At 64.9% G+C, this 14,886-nt stretch carries 13 protein-coding genes and 2 pseudogenes; 7 read left to right on the top strand and 8 right to left on the bottom strand.

Annotated elements, in window-relative coordinates; genetic code table 11:
• Nucleotides 1-61: 61 nt before the first annotated feature.
• The 5 genes from HAP54_RS40385 to HAP54_RS40365 form a co-directional block, all read right to left on the bottom strand.
• On the bottom strand, nt 62-1,246 hold the full coding sequence (locus HAP54_RS40385) for a beta-ketoacyl-ACP synthase (protein WP_166296778.1): 1,185 nt from the start codon (nt 1,244-1,246) through the stop codon (nt 62-64).
• The gene (locus tag HAP54_RS40380; protein ID WP_166296776.1) at nt 1,239-1,715 is read right to left on the bottom strand and encodes a 3-hydroxyacyl-ACP dehydratase FabZ family protein; all 477 of its coding nucleotides are present in this window, start codon (nt 1,713-1,715) and stop codon (nt 1,239-1,241) included. The genes HAP54_RS40385 and HAP54_RS40380 overlap by 8 nt, the downstream gene beginning before the upstream one ends.
• A gap of 9 nt (nt 1,716-1,724) precedes the next feature.
• Nucleotides 1,725-2,024, bottom strand: a complete 300-nt coding sequence (locus HAP54_RS40375) for an acyl carrier protein (RefSeq protein WP_024582229.1) — start codon at nt 2,022-2,024, stop codon at nt 1,725-1,727.
• A 181-nt stretch (nt 2,025-2,205) separates the two neighbouring features.
• On the bottom strand, nt 2,206-2,547 hold the full coding sequence (locus HAP54_RS40370) for a hypothetical protein (protein ID WP_166306905.1): 342 nt from the start codon (nt 2,545-2,547) through the stop codon (nt 2,206-2,208).
• Nucleotides 2,548-2,634: 87 nt separating this feature from the next.
• The gene (locus tag HAP54_RS40365) at nt 2,635-3,402 is read right to left on the bottom strand and encodes an ion channel (RefSeq protein ID WP_224741574.1); all 768 of its coding nucleotides are present in this window, start codon (nt 3,400-3,402) and stop codon (nt 2,635-2,637) included.
• A 201-nt stretch (nt 3,403-3,603) separates the two neighbouring features.
• Here HAP54_RS40365 and HAP54_RS40360 point away from each other — a divergent pair, with 201 nt between their 5' ends.
• Nucleotides 3,604-4,230, top strand: a complete 627-nt coding sequence (locus HAP54_RS40360; RefSeq protein ID WP_166296774.1) for a ParB-like protein — start codon at nt 3,604-3,606, stop codon at nt 4,228-4,230.
• Here the strand turns inward: HAP54_RS40360 and HAP54_RS40355 are convergent.
• The 3 genes from HAP54_RS40355 to HAP54_RS40345 form a co-directional block, all read right to left on the bottom strand.
• Nucleotides 4,191-4,703 (bottom strand): MgtC/SapB family protein, encoded by a 513-nt coding sequence (locus tag HAP54_RS40355; protein WP_166296772.1) that lies wholly within the window; start codon nt 4,701-4,703, stop codon nt 4,191-4,193. The two genes, HAP54_RS40360 and HAP54_RS40355, sit on opposite strands and share 40 nt — an antisense overlap.
• Nucleotides 4,704-4,711: 8 nt before the next feature.
• Nucleotides 4,712-5,290, bottom strand: coding sequence for a peroxidase-related enzyme (locus HAP54_RS40350; RefSeq protein ID WP_166296770.1), 579 nt, complete (start codon nt 5,288-5,290; stop codon nt 4,712-4,714).
• A 97-nt stretch (nt 5,291-5,387) separates the two neighbouring features.
• Nucleotides 5,388-7,148: an ATP-binding protein gene (locus tag HAP54_RS40345; RefSeq protein WP_166296768.1), complete on the bottom strand. Its 1,761-nt coding sequence runs from the start codon at nt 7,146-7,148 to the stop codon at nt 5,388-5,390.
• Nucleotides 7,149-7,647: 499 nt separating this feature from the next.
• Between HAP54_RS40345 and HAP54_RS40340 the strand changes: the two are divergent.
• From HAP54_RS40340 to HAP54_RS40315, 6 genes and pseudogenes are all read left to right on the top strand, one after another.
• Nucleotides 7,648-9,436 (top strand): annotated as a pseudogene (locus tag HAP54_RS40340) (putative bifunctional diguanylate cyclase/phosphodiesterase); the annotation flags it as partial.
• Between the two features lie 197 nt (nt 9,437-9,633).
• Nucleotides 9,634-10,590, top strand: a complete 957-nt coding sequence (locus tag HAP54_RS40335; protein WP_166296765.1) for a catechol 2,3-dioxygenase — start codon at nt 9,634-9,636, stop codon at nt 10,588-10,590.
• A gap of 145 nt (nt 10,591-10,735) precedes the next feature.
• A pseudogene (locus HAP54_RS40330) lies at nt 10,736-11,873 on the top strand (molybdopterin-dependent oxidoreductase).
• Nucleotides 11,874-11,907: 34 nt separating this feature from the next.
• A complete protein-coding gene (locus HAP54_RS40325; protein WP_224742012.1) occupies nt 11,908-12,405 on the top strand; it encodes a c-type cytochrome in 498 nt (165 codons plus the stop codon).
• 191 nt (nt 12,406-12,596) lie between these two features.
• Nucleotides 12,597-13,007, top strand: a complete 411-nt coding sequence (locus tag HAP54_RS40320) for a BA14K family protein (RefSeq protein ID WP_166296760.1) — start codon at nt 12,597-12,599, stop codon at nt 13,005-13,007.
• A gap of 62 nt (nt 13,008-13,069) precedes the next feature.
• Nucleotides 13,070-14,557 (top strand): amino acid permease, encoded by a 1,488-nt coding sequence (locus tag HAP54_RS40315; protein ID WP_166306902.1) that lies wholly within the window; start codon nt 13,070-13,072, stop codon nt 14,555-14,557.
• The last annotated feature ends 329 nt before the right edge of the window (nt 14,558-14,886 follow it).

The following is a 14,886-nucleotide window of genomic DNA, read 5'->3' as shown; positions in this document are numbered from 1 at the left end:
CGCGCAAACGCTACGCGTTTGTCGCGAGGGAAAACCGCTTCACACTTTTCCGGACCATGCCCTAACTGACGGCCTCGACCAGTGCCATGCCTTCGCCCTGCCAGTGGCCGACCCCCAACACGACAATCTGGGTTGGCGCTTCGGTCTTTTCAACCTCCAGCCCGGTCGGATCGTTGGCCGGATAGAGCGCGCCGCGCGAGATCGACAACGCTGCCAGCGCCAGCCCGAGCGGGAACTGCGCCTCCATGGTGTGCCCAAAGGTCGTTCCGGTGGCGCGCACGGCGAGACCGGGGTGCTGACCGAGGAATGCGCGCTCCTCAGTGGTCGCGGGCTCGGCGCCGGTCGCGCCCGTGATCAGCATGGCGTTGTCGTCGCTGACGCCGAGCTTCGGCCACATCGCTTGTAGCGATTTCGTCACGGCGCCGGGCTCCTTGCGCTTGGCAAGATCGGCGACCACCCTGGTCAGCCTGGCGTAGGGCTTGGCGCCGCGGGCCTCGGCGTGCTCGCGCGACTCCATCACCAGGAAAGCGCCGGCAGAGCCGATCGCGAAGCCCGGGTTGTTCCTGCGGGCCCATACCGCGCTATGCCGATCCTTGAGGGCGAAGTCGCCAAACGTGTAGAGCATCAAGAGGTCGCCGCGATCGCCATTATGCGCCGCGCCGACCAGCGCGATGTCGCTCTGTCCAGCGCCGATGCGCGCGACTGCGATCCGCGCAGCGTCGATGCTTGAGGCTTCCTCGCCCATGAAGGTGCGCGATGTCCCGCACACGCCGTGAACGATCGCGATGTTGCCGGCAAGCAGATTGGAGAGCTGCGCAAGGAACAGCGTCGGGCGCAGTTCGTTCATCAGCTTTTCGTTGAGCAGGGCAGGCGGCAGCTTGCCCTGCGCATCGGCGTTCATGATCGCCAGGTCGACATTGAGGTCACGCTCGCCGCCACCGGCTGCGATGATCATGTCCATCCGCGACAGGATTTCCTGATTGCCTTTGACGCCGGCGGAATCGAGCGCCAGCCCGGCGGCATAGGTGCCGATGCGCTGCCACATCTCCATCTGGCGCTGGTCGCCCTTCTTCGGGATCTGGGCGTCGAAGCTGACCGGGGCGATCGGATGGATCACGTAGGGCGCGAGACGCTTCTCGTCGGCATTGACGCGCCGTTCGCCAAGCGCCTGCCAATGCGCGTCCAGCCCTTCGCCGAGCGAGGAGAGCAGGCCGACGCCGGTGATCCAGACTTCCTTCTCAGCCATTGGTCATTGCCTGCATCGGAAAGCCGATCTTGTTGGCCATCGCATCCATGTGCACACGCAAGTCCGGGTGAGGGAAGGGGATGTGGCGGAAGGTCAGCTCGGCATTGCACTTGAGCTCTTTGCCGACGCGAACCTTCGCCGAGGTCACGGCGAAGCCTGAACCTTCGTGTTCGATCTTGGCTTCGATCCTCAGGACCGAGCCGGGGCTGACGAAGCCGCGCATCTTGGCTTCCTTGACCATGGCGAGGAAAGGCATGCGCTCGAACTTGGTCAGACCGAGGATCAGCCAGCCCGAGCTCTGGGCCATTGCCTCGGTCAGCAACACGCCGGGCATGATCGGGTAGCCCGGGAAGTGCCCCGCGAATACGGAGTGGCTCTCGGGCGGGACATCCGCCTCGACGACAATGGTTCTTGCGTCGAGGTCGAGGTCGACGATCCGGTCGATCAGCTGAAAAATTTCGAGCTGCATGATGGGCGATTACGAGCCCGTGCCCGTGCCCGCATTCTTGGCCGCAACCAACTCGTCGATGCGGTCGGCGAGATTCTTCAGCACGAAGTACTGCTCCGTCGTTGCCTTGCCGTCGTTGACCTCCTGGGTCCACTTCTCGAGCGGCATCTTGATGCCAAAGGCCTTGTCGATGGCAAAGGCGATGTCGAGGAAGTCGAGGCTGTCGATTCCCAGATCGTCGATCGCGTGGCTCTCCGGCTTGATCGTGTCGCGCGGGATGTCGCAGGTCTCCGCGATAATGTTGGCGATCTGCTCGAATGTGGAGGACATCATTAAGCCTTTGATATATTGAAGGTAATTCCGGGACTCTCGGAGGAGGCGGGCGCGTTGCCCCGGAATGCCCTTATTGCTGCTGCCGGAGTCGTGTGCCCGTATATCGGAGCAGGGCCGTTAGTTCAATGGAGCTTGGCCGGCCTGGCAAGGGCGGTTTTTGGGCAGGGTTCCGGCCAGCCTAGTTGCGCGGCATCACCGTAATCTTCGCGCAATCGCGGCGGCCCATCAGCACGCAGTCCTGGGTCTTGCGCAAATCGGCGATGCTCATGGCCAGCCAGATACCGATTGCGGTGAGCGCCACGGTGAAGGCGAAGGCGGCGATATTGGCGAGCATGCGCTGGCGGAAATCGTCCGGCTCCTCGCGCGGCTTCTCATAGCGAGAGAGATCGTTGGCAACGGAAGCGGGACGGGGCGATCGGATCGGCTGCTCGCGCTTGCCGGGCGGCTGCGCCGAGGTGCGCGGCCGGAATTTGAGCACCACGTGCTCGTCATCCGAGGAAATTGGCCGCTGCGTCTTCACTGTTGTCAGTCCGGTCGCGTCGCCGCTTATGTCTAGCATGTTCGCCGCGCTTCACATCTAAAATCTTGGTGCGCGCAGAGGTGGTATTCATCCTTCGATCGTCTCGTGGAACCGACTGTAATCGATCCTGAGACGGCCGTCGTCGGTCGCGCGCAAAATTTCCGCATAGCGATGGCCGAAGCGGATGTCGGAATGTTCGTACGATTTTCGCGCATGCACAGTTTGCGCTGCAACGTCGTCATAGCCGGATACGATGAGGCCGAGCCCGGCATTGACGGCTTCCAGGTCCGAGGCGCCGAGGCCGTGGAGCGGGCTGTCCTGGTCGATCACATGAAACACGGTCCAGCTCAGTGCCAGCGCCGGGCTTTCGCTGCGCACCAATGGCAGCTCGTAGAACCGGCGATAGGCCATGCCTTCCTTGCTGACGCCGCTCTTGAATAGCCACAGCCGCGCGGTGGCATTGGCGATGATGTTATGCCGCTCGTTGGCGAGACGGATCATCAGCGTCAGCCGTCCCTCATGGTTTGAGATCACGGGACTGTCGGCGAACAGCAGCCGCGCGCTCGGCCGCGAGAAGCGGGCGAAGATCAGCCCGGTCATCAGCGACATCGAGAAGATGCCGGTGAAGAGTTCGATGGTGGCGATGAAGTGCCCGTAATGCGTCTGCGGGTGCATGTCGCCGTAGCCGGCGGTCGAAAGCGTTTCGATGCTGAAATAGAGGTAGTCGATGTATTGGCCGTTGGGCACGTTAGCGATCGGATGATCGCCGAGCCAATAGAACAAGGCGAACACGGCGTTGAATACGACGAACACCAATGCTGCACCGCCGATAAAGGCGGGCCAGGATGCCGTCATGCAGCGATGACTTAATGTCTGCCCAGAAACTGAGCTCCAACCCCTCGGTCACGACCTCGCGGTTGCCGAAGCGGACCGTGCGGGCCTTCACGCGATCGTTTGCTCTCAAAGCCATCCGCCGAACCGGCTCTTTCACCTGTCTGCGACATCATGACATAATGGAACCTATTCCGGAGTGCCGGTCAAACGGGAGCACACATCATGGCCCATACGCGCGAGCCCTACGTCAAACCGGTCCCGATCATGTCGCTGCGACCGACCCAGATGACGGTCGGCATGCATGAGGTAAAGGAGAAGCGGAGGCGCTGGCGCGAGCACAAGTCCGACAAGAAGCGTGCCGAGCTTCTGGGCAAGCACATGATCCCGGTCGTCCATGGTCCCGACGATCGCTATTACGTGGTCGATCACCATCACATGGCGCGGGCGCTGCACGAGGAGGGCGTCAAGGACATCCTGGTCACCGTGATCGGCGATCTCACGATGGTCGAGCGTGACGTGTTCTGGGGCGTGATGGACAACAAGCGCTGGGTCTATCCTTACGACTCCAAGGGCGAGCGCCGGCATTTCAGGGACATTCCGAAATCGATCAAGGACCTCAAGGACGATCCGTTCCGCAGCCTTGCCGGCGAGATGCGCCGGGCCGGCGGTTTCGCCAAGGACACGACGCCGTTCAGCGAATTCCTGTGGGCCGATTTCCTGCGCCGTCACATCCCGCGCAAGACGGTGGAGAACAATTTCGCCAAGGCGCTGGAGAAGGGGCTGGCGCTCGGCCGCAGCGGGGGAGCGGTCTATCTGCCCGGCTGGTGCGGCCCGGCGTCTGACGACTGACCGGGCGCGGCCTCCGACTTGTGCTGGTCCTCCTTGCCGCCGAGCGCGTGGTGCAGCCAGCGCTCGGTGCGCTTGCCGAAGGTGAGCAGCAGGAACGCCAGCACGAGTGCGGTTGCGACGATCGGCCAATGTCCGGCGCCGCAGACGATCCCGATGCATGCGGCAAAGAACGCGCATGCGGCGCTGGTCAGGCCGCGGACCTGAAAGCGGTCGCCCTGCCGCACGATGACGCCGGCGCCGAGAAACCCAATTCCCGTCAGCACGCCCTGGATCACGCGGCTCACCGCATCGGTGAACTGGCCGGGCGCGGCGGCTTGCAAGGCCAGCAGCACGACCGTGGCGGTCGAGAGGCTGACGAGACCCAGCGTCTTCAGGCCGATCGGCTTGCCGCGCAGGTCGCGGTCGAGCCCGATCGCGCTGCCGGCAAGGGTCGCCACGCCGAGGCGCAGGATGATCTCGCTCCAGTCCGTCACCGCGCCCTCTATTTCGGCTGCCGGCCGAGCATGTAGAATGCGGCGTTCGGCCGCATGCCGGTGACGTTCGCGAGCCGGTTCGACAGCGCGAAGAAGGCCGCAACCGCGGCGATGTCCCAGACGTCGTCGTCGCTGAAGCCGTGGGCGGCGAGCGCCGCGAAGTCGGTCTCCGCGACCTCCTCGGCCGTGCGGCTCACCTTCATGGCGAAGTCGAGCATCGCGCGCTGCCGCGGCGTGATGTCGGCCTTGCGGTAGTTGACCGCGATCTGGTCTGCGATCTCGGGATTCTTGGCGCGGATGCGCAGGATCGCGCCGTGGGCGATCACGCAATACTGGCACTGGTTGGCGGCGCTGGTCGCCACCACGATCATCTCGCGCTCGGCCTTGGAGAGGCCGGAGTCCTTCTCCATCAGCGCGTCGTGATAGGCAAAGAACGCGCGAAACTCGTCGGGGCGATAGGCCAAAGTGAGGAATACGTTCGGCACGAAGCCGGACTTCTCCTGCACCGCCAGGATGCGGGTGCGGATATCCTCGGGGAGCTTGTCGAGAGCGGGTGTCGGGAAGCGCTTGGCAGTCGGCGGCGTCATGAGATGGTTCCGGCATGCCGCGGGAACGCGGCGTCAGGCGAAACCATAGTGGATGACGGCTCCGGCGCAAGGCGCATCGGCGCCTTGCGCGATCCCGCTAGCGCAGCGGCTTCTTCAGCAGCGAGAAGCGATCCGGATCGAGGCCCAGCGATGGCTGCAGCATCGGCGCCTCGGCCGGCGCCATCGTGCGCGGCGGCGCAGGCGAGGTGAGGCTGGAGTTGAGGCCGGGGTCGTTCGGCGCGGTATCGCGATGCGAGGTGGCGCCGCGCCAGCGTTCCAGCACGGCGCTGACGAAATGCAAATCATGCCCGGCGGTGACCGACGGCACGGTTGCGATGGTGGCCTCGCCGCGCGGCAGCTGGTGCGGCGGCACCTCCTTGAAGCGCAGCCGGGTCGGCAGCGCCACACCTTCGCCGAACGCCAGCACTTCGCGGGTGCCGAGCGAGGGCACGAACGACAGCAAATTGGCGGCCGCGTCCGAGACCGCGGAGCGCAGCAGCGCCTGGTCGCGGTCGTTGGCAAGGCGCATCGTGAACAGCGTGTTGCACTGGGAGATGATGGTCGCGTCGAGCTCGGCCGGACGCTGGGTGATCAGGCCGAGATAGACGCCATACTTGCGGCCTTCCTTGGCGATGCGCGACACCGCCTTGCGGGTCGGCCCGAACCCGATATTGCGGTCGGCGGAGGCGTAGCGGTGAGCTTCCTCGCAGACGAACAGCATCGGCGACACGCCGTCGCTCCACAGCCCGAAATCGAACGCCATGCGGCACAACACCGACACCACGGAATCGACGACCTCGGCGGGGAAGCCCGCGAGCTGCATGATGGTCATCGGCTTGCCGTTGGCGGGCAGGCGGAACAGATGGCTGATCACCTCGGCCATGGTGTCGCCGCCGACATTGGCATTGTCGAACATGAAGGCGTAGCGCGGATCGTTGCGCACCGCGTCGATGCGCGAGATCAGCTTGTGATAGATGATGCGCGAGGAGCGGTTCTCCAGCTTGCCCATGCGCTTGTCGATCAGCGAGATCAGGTCGACCAGGCGATAGGGCACCGGCGTATCGACGGTGTAGCCGACCTGCTTGGGGTCGACGCGCTTCAGCCCGAGACCGACCCGGTCGGAGTTCTGGTACTGGGTGTAGAGGCCCTTCGCCATCGGAATCACTTCGGCGAGGATGTCGAGCTCTTCAGCCACGCCGGGGCGGCCGCCGAACAACACGTCGACGATCTCCTCGAAGTTGAACAGCCAGAACGGCAGCTTGAGGTTTCGCGGGTTCAGCACCTGGGCGCGCTCGCCGAAGCAGCGGCCGTATTCATTGTGCACGTCGAGCAGGAAGATGCGCAGGTTCGGCCGCGATTTCAGGATCTCGTTGAGCAACAGCGAGACGCCGGTGGATTTGCCGACGCCGGTCGAGCCGAGCACCGCGAAGTGCTTGGAGAGCATTTCCTCGACGTCGACATAGGCGATGACCGAACGATCCTGCTGCAGTGTGCCGACATTGATCTGGTCCGAGCCGCTCGGCGCATAGACCGTGCGCAGCTCCTGGTTCGTGATCAGGTCGGTGCTGTCGCCGATGGTCGGATAGTGGGTGACGCCGCGCTGGAATTTCGGGCGGTCGCCGCCAAGGATTTCGCCGAGCAGGTCGACGGAAGCGGTCGCCATGTACTGGTCGGACGGCGGCAGGTGCTCGCACGACACTTCGGTGATCATGGCGACGATGACCGAGCTCGCGCAGCGGATGCTAACGAACCGGCCGACGGTCGCGCGCATTTCTGAAAGTTGCATCTGGCCGCCGGCCAAAAGCCCAACCCGGGCCTGCGAGCCGCGCACAGAGATCACACGTCCGAAGGATGTCACAGTTCTCGCCTGGCTCGTTCTCGAAATCTAAATGTCCGGACCAATATGCCAGCCCGGGGCTGGAAAAACCGTTAAGTCGCCGGGGGTTCGTATCGGCTAAATCTACACCTTCCCGGTGACGATTTGTTTCTGTCGTGTCGTGAGATCGCGCCCTGTTGCGCGCTCCGGCGGCGAAATCGTCGCTTTCCGGCACAGCCGCGATTGTTTCGCGGTTTTGCCGTTAACGCCGCATTCACCATCTCCGAGGAGTGAGCGGCGGCTCCGTAGGTTTACGGAGACTGCGGTGCGATTGGCCGCGCGCCGTGTCATGGTATCGTGTAACCGATTGCTAACTGCGACTTGTAACGTCCTTTCCATTTGTGCCGCGTAACGATGCCGCGCTCGGGGAGAGATCAGCGTGCGCATCGAACACCGCAATTCATTGTCAGGGAATGTCGACGACGGCTCGACCAAGGGGCTGGCGTTCTGTGCCGGCATGCTCGTGGGCAGCCTGCTCGGAAGCGCGACCGCGCAGTGGAGCGAGCGCGAAGGCCTGTTGATGGCGGCATTTGCGATCATGGCCGTGATCGTCTTCCTGTTGCTGAAGCGGCACCAGGTCTCGGACGACCGGCTCGCCGCCGAACGGCGCAATCTCACGACCGCCGTGAACAACATTCCGCAGGGGCTCGTGCTCTACGATGCGTCGGCGCGCATCATCATCTGCAACCGTCCCTATATCGAGATGTTCGGGCTCTCGCCCGATACCGCGAAGCCGGGCTGCACCATGCAGCGGCTGATCGCGCACCGTCAGGAGACCGGCTCGTTCGATGGCGACGTCGAGGATTTCTGCGATACCATCATCGGCAACGTGAAGCTTGGCCGGGCCACGCGTCAGCTCACGCGCGCGCCGGGCGGGCGCGCGATCGAGATCGTCAACAAGCCGCTGCCGGAAGGCGGCTGGGTGGCGACCATCGAGGATGTCACGGAGCGCACGCGCACCGAGAACAGGATCGCCTACATGGCGCATTATGATGCGCTGACCGATCTGCCGAACCGTGTGCTGTTCCGCGAGCGCCTGGAGCGGGCGCTGAAAGCGCTCCGGCCCGACGAGCAACTCGCGGTCATGTACATCGACGTCGACGAGTTCAAGAGCGTCAACGACGCGCTCGGCCATCAGATCGGCGACGAACTGCTCAGGGCGATCGCCGTTCGCCTGCGCTCCTGTCTCGGGGAGGGCGACGTCGCAGCGCGGCTCGGCGGCGACGAGTTTGCCGTGATCCAGACCGCCATCCGCGACCAGACCCAGACCATGCAGCTGCTGGCCGCCATCTATCAGGCGATCCGCCAGCCGGTCGACTGCAGCGGGCATCTGATCACTACCGATGCGAGCATCGGCATCGCGGTCGCGCCCGCCGATGGCCTCGACCTCGATCAATTGCTGCGCAACGCCGACCTCGCGCTCTATGGCGCGAAGAGCGACGGCCGCCGCACCTACCGGTTCTTCGAGACCGGCATGGATGCGCGCGCCAAGGCGCGGCGCAGTCTTGAGCTCGAGCTGCGCCAGGCGATCGCCGACGGCAACTTCGAGCTGCATTATCAGCCGCTGCTCCATCTCGAGGACAGCCGGGTCAGCTGCTGCGAGGCGCTGCTGCGCTGGCGTCATCCCGAACGCGGCATGATCTCGCCGGCGGATTTCATCCCGGTCGCCGAGGATACCGGTCTGATCAACGACATTGGCCATTGGGTGCTCAACACCGCGTGCCGAAGCGGTGAACTGGCCGGAACATATCCACGTCGCCGTCAACGTGTCTCCGATCCAGTTCAAGAGCCAGACGCTGGCGCTGAACGTCGCCGCCGCGCTGGCGGCGTCCGGGCTCGCGCCCTCGCGGCTCGAACTCGAAATCACCGAGGCCGTGCTGATCCGCGACGACGAGGCCGCGCTCGATATCCTGCATCAGCTGCGTGAGCTCGGCGTCCGCATCGCGCTCGACGATTTCGGCACCGGCTATTCGTCGCTGAGCTATCTGCAGCGCTTCCCCTTCGACAAGATCAAGATCGATCGTGCGTTCATCAAGGATCTCGCCGGGGCCGGCGCGTCGTCCACGATCGTCCAGGCCGTCGTGAACATTGCCGCCGCCAGCGACATGACCACGACCGCGGAGGGCGTCGAGACCGAGCAGCAGCGCAACATGCTGCGCATCCTCGGCTGCACCGAGATGCAGGGCTATCTGTTCAGCCGGCCGGTGCCGGCCGCTGACGTCCGCAAGCTGCTGTCGTCGCATCGCGAGGCGGCCGTCTCGGTCGCCTGACCGCCGGCCTCGATCGCTTTCACTGGTGTGATTCCGGCCGCGGACTGCAGCGCGGGCGCCGGCCATCTTGTCGATACGCACGCCGAATAATTTGTTGACGAGACCTAATCCTTTGTACAGTAGTACAAATCGACGCGCCGCCGCCCGCCCGAGCGAAAAGACGTCGATCCGGCGCCGCCGCGGAAGGAGACCGCCCCATGCAGCCGGAACCGATCTTCGATCTCGCTCATCTCGGGCACATGGAGCTGCTGACGCCGAAGCCGGACGACAGCCTGAAATTCTTCGTCGACGTGATGGGCATGACGGTCAGCGGCCGCAACGGCGAGTCGGTCTATCTGCGCGGCTGGGACGACTATGAGCGCTATTCGCTGAAGCTCACCGCGTCGAACAATTCGGGGATGGAGCACATGGCGCTGCGGGCCCGCAGTCCGCAGGCGTTGGAGCGCCGCGTCGCCGCGCTGAAAGGCTCGGGCTTCGATATCGGCTGGATCGAAGGTGACATGGGGCAGGGACCGGCATTCCGCTGCCGCGATCCCGACGGCCACGTCATCGAGCTCTATTACGAGACCGAGTGGTACGAGGCGCCGGCCGAGCTGAAGCCCGCGTTGAAGAACCAGGCGCAGCGCTTTCCGGCGCGGGGCGTCAATGTCCGCCGGCTCGACCATCTCAATTGTCTTGCGGTCGATATCAAGGCCAACCGCCTGTTCTTCGAGAACTACCTGGGATGCCGCACCACCGAGCAGATCGTGCTCAACGACGGCACCGAAGCCGCGATGTGGATGACGATGTCGAACAAGAGCTACGACTTCGCCTACACGCGCGACCACTACGGCAAGCGCGGCCGGTTCCACCATGTCACCTACGCGCTCGACAGCCGCGAGGAGATCCTGCGCGCTGCCGACATCTTCCTCGAACACGGCGTGCATATCGAGACCGGGCCGCACAAGCACGCGATCCAGCAGACCTTCTTCCTCTATGTCTATGAACCCGGCGGCAACCGCGTCGAAGTCGCCAACGCCGGAGCGCGCCTGATCCTCGCGCCGGACTGGAAGCCGATCGTGTGGACCGAGGAGGAGCGCAAGAAGGGACAGGCGTGGGGGTTGAAGACGATCGAGTCGTTCCACACCCACGGCACACCACCGGTGAAAGATTAGAGCGCGCGTTCGCCCGGCCGCCGCGCAATCGGCACGCTTGGCACAGTGCATCTCATTGCGGAATGCAGCACTGCGCATTGCAGCCTTGCCTCGCCTCGGCCGTTTGGTGTTAGGCTGCACCTCGTAACGTCAGAGGAAAACGTCGATGAGCGAACACACGACGGACAAGCGCGCGCGAGAGGCGTCTCGCAGGCAATTCCTTCAGGCGGGTGCAGCACTGGCCGGTGGCTCCGCGATGGCGGGAGTTGCCGGTTCTACCGCGCTTGCCGAACAGGGGAATAATCTTCCGCCCAATGTGCCGGAATGGATGAAAGCGCCCGGCGAGGCGATGGGAAGCCAGCCCTATGGCACGCCGTCGGTTCACGAGAAGGGCGTCGTCAAGAACATCTCGAAGACGCTGCCGCAATATATCTCCGCCTCGGGCCGCACGCCGTTGCAGGAGCTCGACGGCATCATCACGCCGAACGGCCTGTTCTACGAACGCCACCATGGCGGCGTGCCGACGATCGATCCGGCCGAGCACCGGCTGATGCTGCACGGTATGGTCGACCGCCCGCTGCTGTTCACGATGGAGGACATCCGCCGCTTTCCGTCGCAGTCGCGCATCCACTTCATCGAATGCTCCGGCAATCCGGTCTACACCAAGCCCTACGGCAAGACGGCCTCTGACCTTGTCGGCCTCGTGAGCTGCGCGGAATGGACCGGCGTGCCGCTCAAGACGGTGCTCGACGAAGCGGGGCTGCAGGCCGGCGCCAAATGGATCGTGGCTGAAGGCGCCGACGCCGCCGCATTGACGCGCTCGATCCCGATCGAGAAATGCCTCGACGACGCCATGCTGGTCTACAGCCAGAACGGCGAGCGACTGCGCCCGCAGCAGGGCTATCCGTTGCGGCTTCTATATGGAAGCCAAATCGATCATCACGCGGCCGTCCGGCGGCCAGAAGCTGACCACGCAAGGCTTTCACGAGATCACCGGGCTTGCCTGGAGCGGTCACGGCAAGATCAAAAGCGTGGAGGTCTCGCTCGACGAGGGCAAGAGTTGGCAGCAGGCCGAACTCCAGGAGCCGGTGCTGACGCGCGCGCTCACGCGCTTCCGGCTGCCCTGGCACTGGGACGGCAGCCCCGCGGTGATCCAAAGCCGCGCCATCGATGAGACCGGCTACGCGCAGCCGACGTTGGCCGAATTGGTTGCGGTGCGTGGTCTCAACTCCTTCTACCACAACAACGCGATCTGGCCCTGGCGCATCGCTGCAAATGGCGAGGTGAGCAATGGCCAGGCGTAATGTAAAGGTGGCCGCTTGGGTGAGCGCGATCGCGATGTTCGGCATCGCCGCGCATGCCGAGGAGCGCTACGGCATCGGCCGGGCGGCGACGCCGGCGGAGATCGCCGGCTGGAACATCGATATCGGCCGCGACGGCGCGGCGTTGCCGCCAGGCAGCGGTAGCGTCGAGCGCTGCCGCATCGTGTTCAGCGAGCAATGCGCGGCCTGCCATGGCGACAACGGGCAGGGCGGCGTCGGCGATCGCCTGGTCGGCGGGCAGGGCACGCTGGCGAGCCCCAAGCCGATCCGCACGGTCGGCAGCTATTGGCCCTATGCCTCGACCTTGTTCGACTACATCCGCCGCGCGATGCCGCAGAACGCGCCGCAGTCGCTGAGCAATGAGGACGTCTACGCGGTGTCCGCCTACATCCTCAGCCTCAACGGCGTCGTCCCCGCTAACGCCGTGCTCGACGCGAAATCGCTCGCCGCCGTCAAGATGCCGAACCGCGACGGGTTCGTCTCCGACCCGCGGCCTGACGTGCATAACCGCTGAAGCGCGGGGCGGACGTCCCTCGCGAACCGCGGTTGGCGTGCCGCGCAGACGGCTGCCTCGCGGCATCGTGACTTGCTGGTCCCTGTGCCCGGACGGTGGTCGTCACCACATCGATCGCGGGCACAGGGACGGCGCTGCCGTCCTTGCACAGTCTCTTGGACTATTTTCAATCGATGCATCGGAGAGATCGTATGGCCGGACTCAAGGCCGTTGCAGCCGCTGTGCTGCTGGTGGGAATGACGTTCACGCCGGTCTTGGCCCAGATGTCGGAGCCGGCACTTTTCGACGCGCAGAATCCTGGGCGTAGCGCGATCAACGGCGGCGCCCTGACGCCGTGGGGCGAGGCTCAGCTGGCGGCGCAACAGGGCGGCAACCCGGCCAACGCCTATGGAGCGATACCGGCGGCGCCGTCCGCCTCCTGCGCCCGCTACCGTTCGTTCGACCCTGCGTCCGGCACCTTCCTTGGCCGGGACGGCCGCCGCATCCCTGCCAATAGGGCCCCGCACACGCTTGGCGTAGTTCTTGGCCGTCGTTCTTGGCGGTGGATAAGCGCGCCGGCTGTCGCCTGGCGCCCGAACGACTGCGGGTCGGGCGCGTTATAGTCTGCCGATCGTGTCGGGTCCGCCGGACCCGAGCGGCGGAGGCACCTGACGTGACCGACACCCTGGCCGGTTTCTGGGACCGAAAGTCGACCTCGGACCTGTTGCGCGAGGCGGCGCGCGCGGACGGCGACGCCGAGACGCCGATCTTCAAGCGCTCGCTCTCGGCGCTGCAACTGGTCACGCTCGGCATCGGCGGCATCATCGGCGCCGGCATCTTCGTGCTGATGGGCCACGCGGCCGCCGCCAATGCCGGTCCCGCGGTCACGCTCTCCTTCATGCTTGGCGCCGTCGCCTGCGCGTTCGCCGGCCTGTGCTATGCGGAGATGTCGTCGACCGTGCCGATCTGCGGCAGCGCGTACACCTATGCTTACGCGACGCTCGGCGAACTGATCGCCTGGATCATCGGCTGGGACCTGATCCTCGAATACGCGGTCGGTGCGATCGCGGTCTCGGTCGGATGGTCCGGCTATTTCGTCAGCTTCATGCGCGATTTCGGCATCAACCTGCCGCAGCAATTCACCTCGGCGCCGCTCGCCTACGACGTCAACAGCGGTGCGTGGTCGGCGACCGGCGCGGTCATCAACATCCCGGCGATGGCGATCATCGCCTTTGTCACCGCGCTGCTGGTGGTCGGCATTCGCGAGTCCGCGCGCTTCACCGGCTTCGTCGTGGTGGTGAAGCTCGTCGTGATCGCGTTGTTTCTCGCGACCGCCGCATCCTCGGTGTCGCTGGCGAACTGGGTGACGGCGGGCAATCCGGACGGCGCGCTGATCCCGCCGAATGCCGGCCCTGGCGCATTCGGCTGGTCCGGTGTGATCCGCGGCGCGGCGGTGGTGTTCTTCGCCTATATCGGCTTCGACGCGGTCTCGACTGCGGCGCAGGAGGCGAAGACGCCGGAGCGCGACATGCCGATTGGCATTCTCGGCTCGCTTGTGATCTGCGCCGCGCTCTATGTCGCGGTCGGCTTCGTGCTGACCGGCATCGTGCCATACGACAAGCTCAGCGTGCCCGATCCGATCGCGGTCGGCATCGATGCGATCGGCATCGGCTGGCTCGGTCCGTTCATCAAGCTCGGCATCCTGTTCGGGCTGACATCGGTGATCCTGATCATGCTGCTGGCGCAGCCGCGGATCTTTCGCGCCATGGCGCATGACGGGTTGCTGCCGGGCTTTGCCGCCAAGATCCATCCGCGCTTCCGGACCCCCTATGTCTCGACCATCTTCTCCGGCACCGTCGCCGCTGTTCTCGGTGGGCTGCTGCCGATCGGGCTGGTCGGCGAACTCGTCTCGATCGGCACGCTGTTCGCATTCACCGTGGTCTCGATCGGCACGCTGGTGCTGCGGCTGCGCGATCCGGAACTGCCACGCCCATTCAGGGCGCCGGCGATCTGGCTGGTGGCCCCGGCCGGCGCTGGGACGTCGCTGTTCCTGATGTTCGGCCTGCCGCTCGACACCTGGATCAGGCTCGCAGTGTGGCTCGTGATCGGGCTGCTGATCTATGCCGCCTATGGTCGTCGCCACAGCCGGCTGCGGGCGAGGGGTGGGGTGTAGATTGGCCGCAGCGAGGATTCGCTTTGTTCGCGACATTGCGAGCCCGTTTCCGCGAAGAGACAATCGTCCCTGCGAAAGCACTTGCCCCGTCATCCTGAGGTGCGAGCCTCTTCGGCGAGCCTCGAAGGATCGACGGCCACCAGCCGGGCCGTGCATCCTTCGAGGCTCGCTCCGCTCGCACCTCAGGATGACGGGTAAGTCTCGCGCACTGTCAAAGAGCATTGAGGACGTGGATCCGCATTCTTGCGACACGATCTGCCCGAGCTTTGCATCGCTTCGCCGACTGCCCGAACTGGCCACGCGAGCGAGGCGCAAGTTGCGTCCGATCC

Source organism: Bradyrhizobium sp. 2S1, from assembly GCF_011516625.5.
GTDB lineage: Bacteria > Pseudomonadota > Alphaproteobacteria > Rhizobiales > Xanthobacteraceae > Bradyrhizobium > Bradyrhizobium septentrionale.
This window is presented reverse-complemented; position numbering and strand designations above follow the sequence as displayed.

Bases quoted from the DNA above. Each gene is read 5' to 3' on its own strand.
- HAP54_RS40385 (WP_166296778.1), bottom strand. From the start codon at position 1,246: ATGGCTGAGAAGGAAGTCTGGATCACCGGCGTCGGCCTGCTCTCCTCG.
- HAP54_RS40380 (WP_166296776.1), bottom strand. From the start codon at position 1,715: ATGCAGCTCGAAATTTTTCAGCTGATCGACCGGATCGTCGACCTCGAC.
- HAP54_RS40375 (WP_024582229.1), bottom strand. From the start codon at position 2,024: ATGTCCTCCACATTCGAGCAGATCGCCAACATTATCGCGGAGACCTGC.
- HAP54_RS40365 (WP_224741574.1), bottom strand. From the start codon at position 3,402: ATGACGGCATCCTGGCCCGCCTTTATCGGCGGTGCAGCATTGGTGTTC.
- HAP54_RS40360 (WP_166296774.1), top strand. From the start codon at position 3,604: ATGGCCCATACGCGCGAGCCCTACGTCAAACCGGTCCCGATCATGTCG.
- HAP54_RS40350 (WP_166296770.1), bottom strand. From the start codon at position 5,290: ATGACGCCGCCGACTGCCAAGCGCTTCCCGACACCCGCTCTCGACAAG.
- HAP54_RS40335 (WP_166296765.1), top strand. From the start codon at position 9,634: ATGCAGCCGGAACCGATCTTCGATCTCGCTCATCTCGGGCACATGGAG.
- HAP54_RS40325 (WP_224742012.1), top strand. From the start codon at position 11,908: ATGTTCGGCATCGCCGCGCATGCCGAGGAGCGCTACGGCATCGGCCGG.
- HAP54_RS40320 (WP_166296760.1), top strand. From the start codon at position 12,597: ATGGCCGGACTCAAGGCCGTTGCAGCCGCTGTGCTGCTGGTGGGAATG.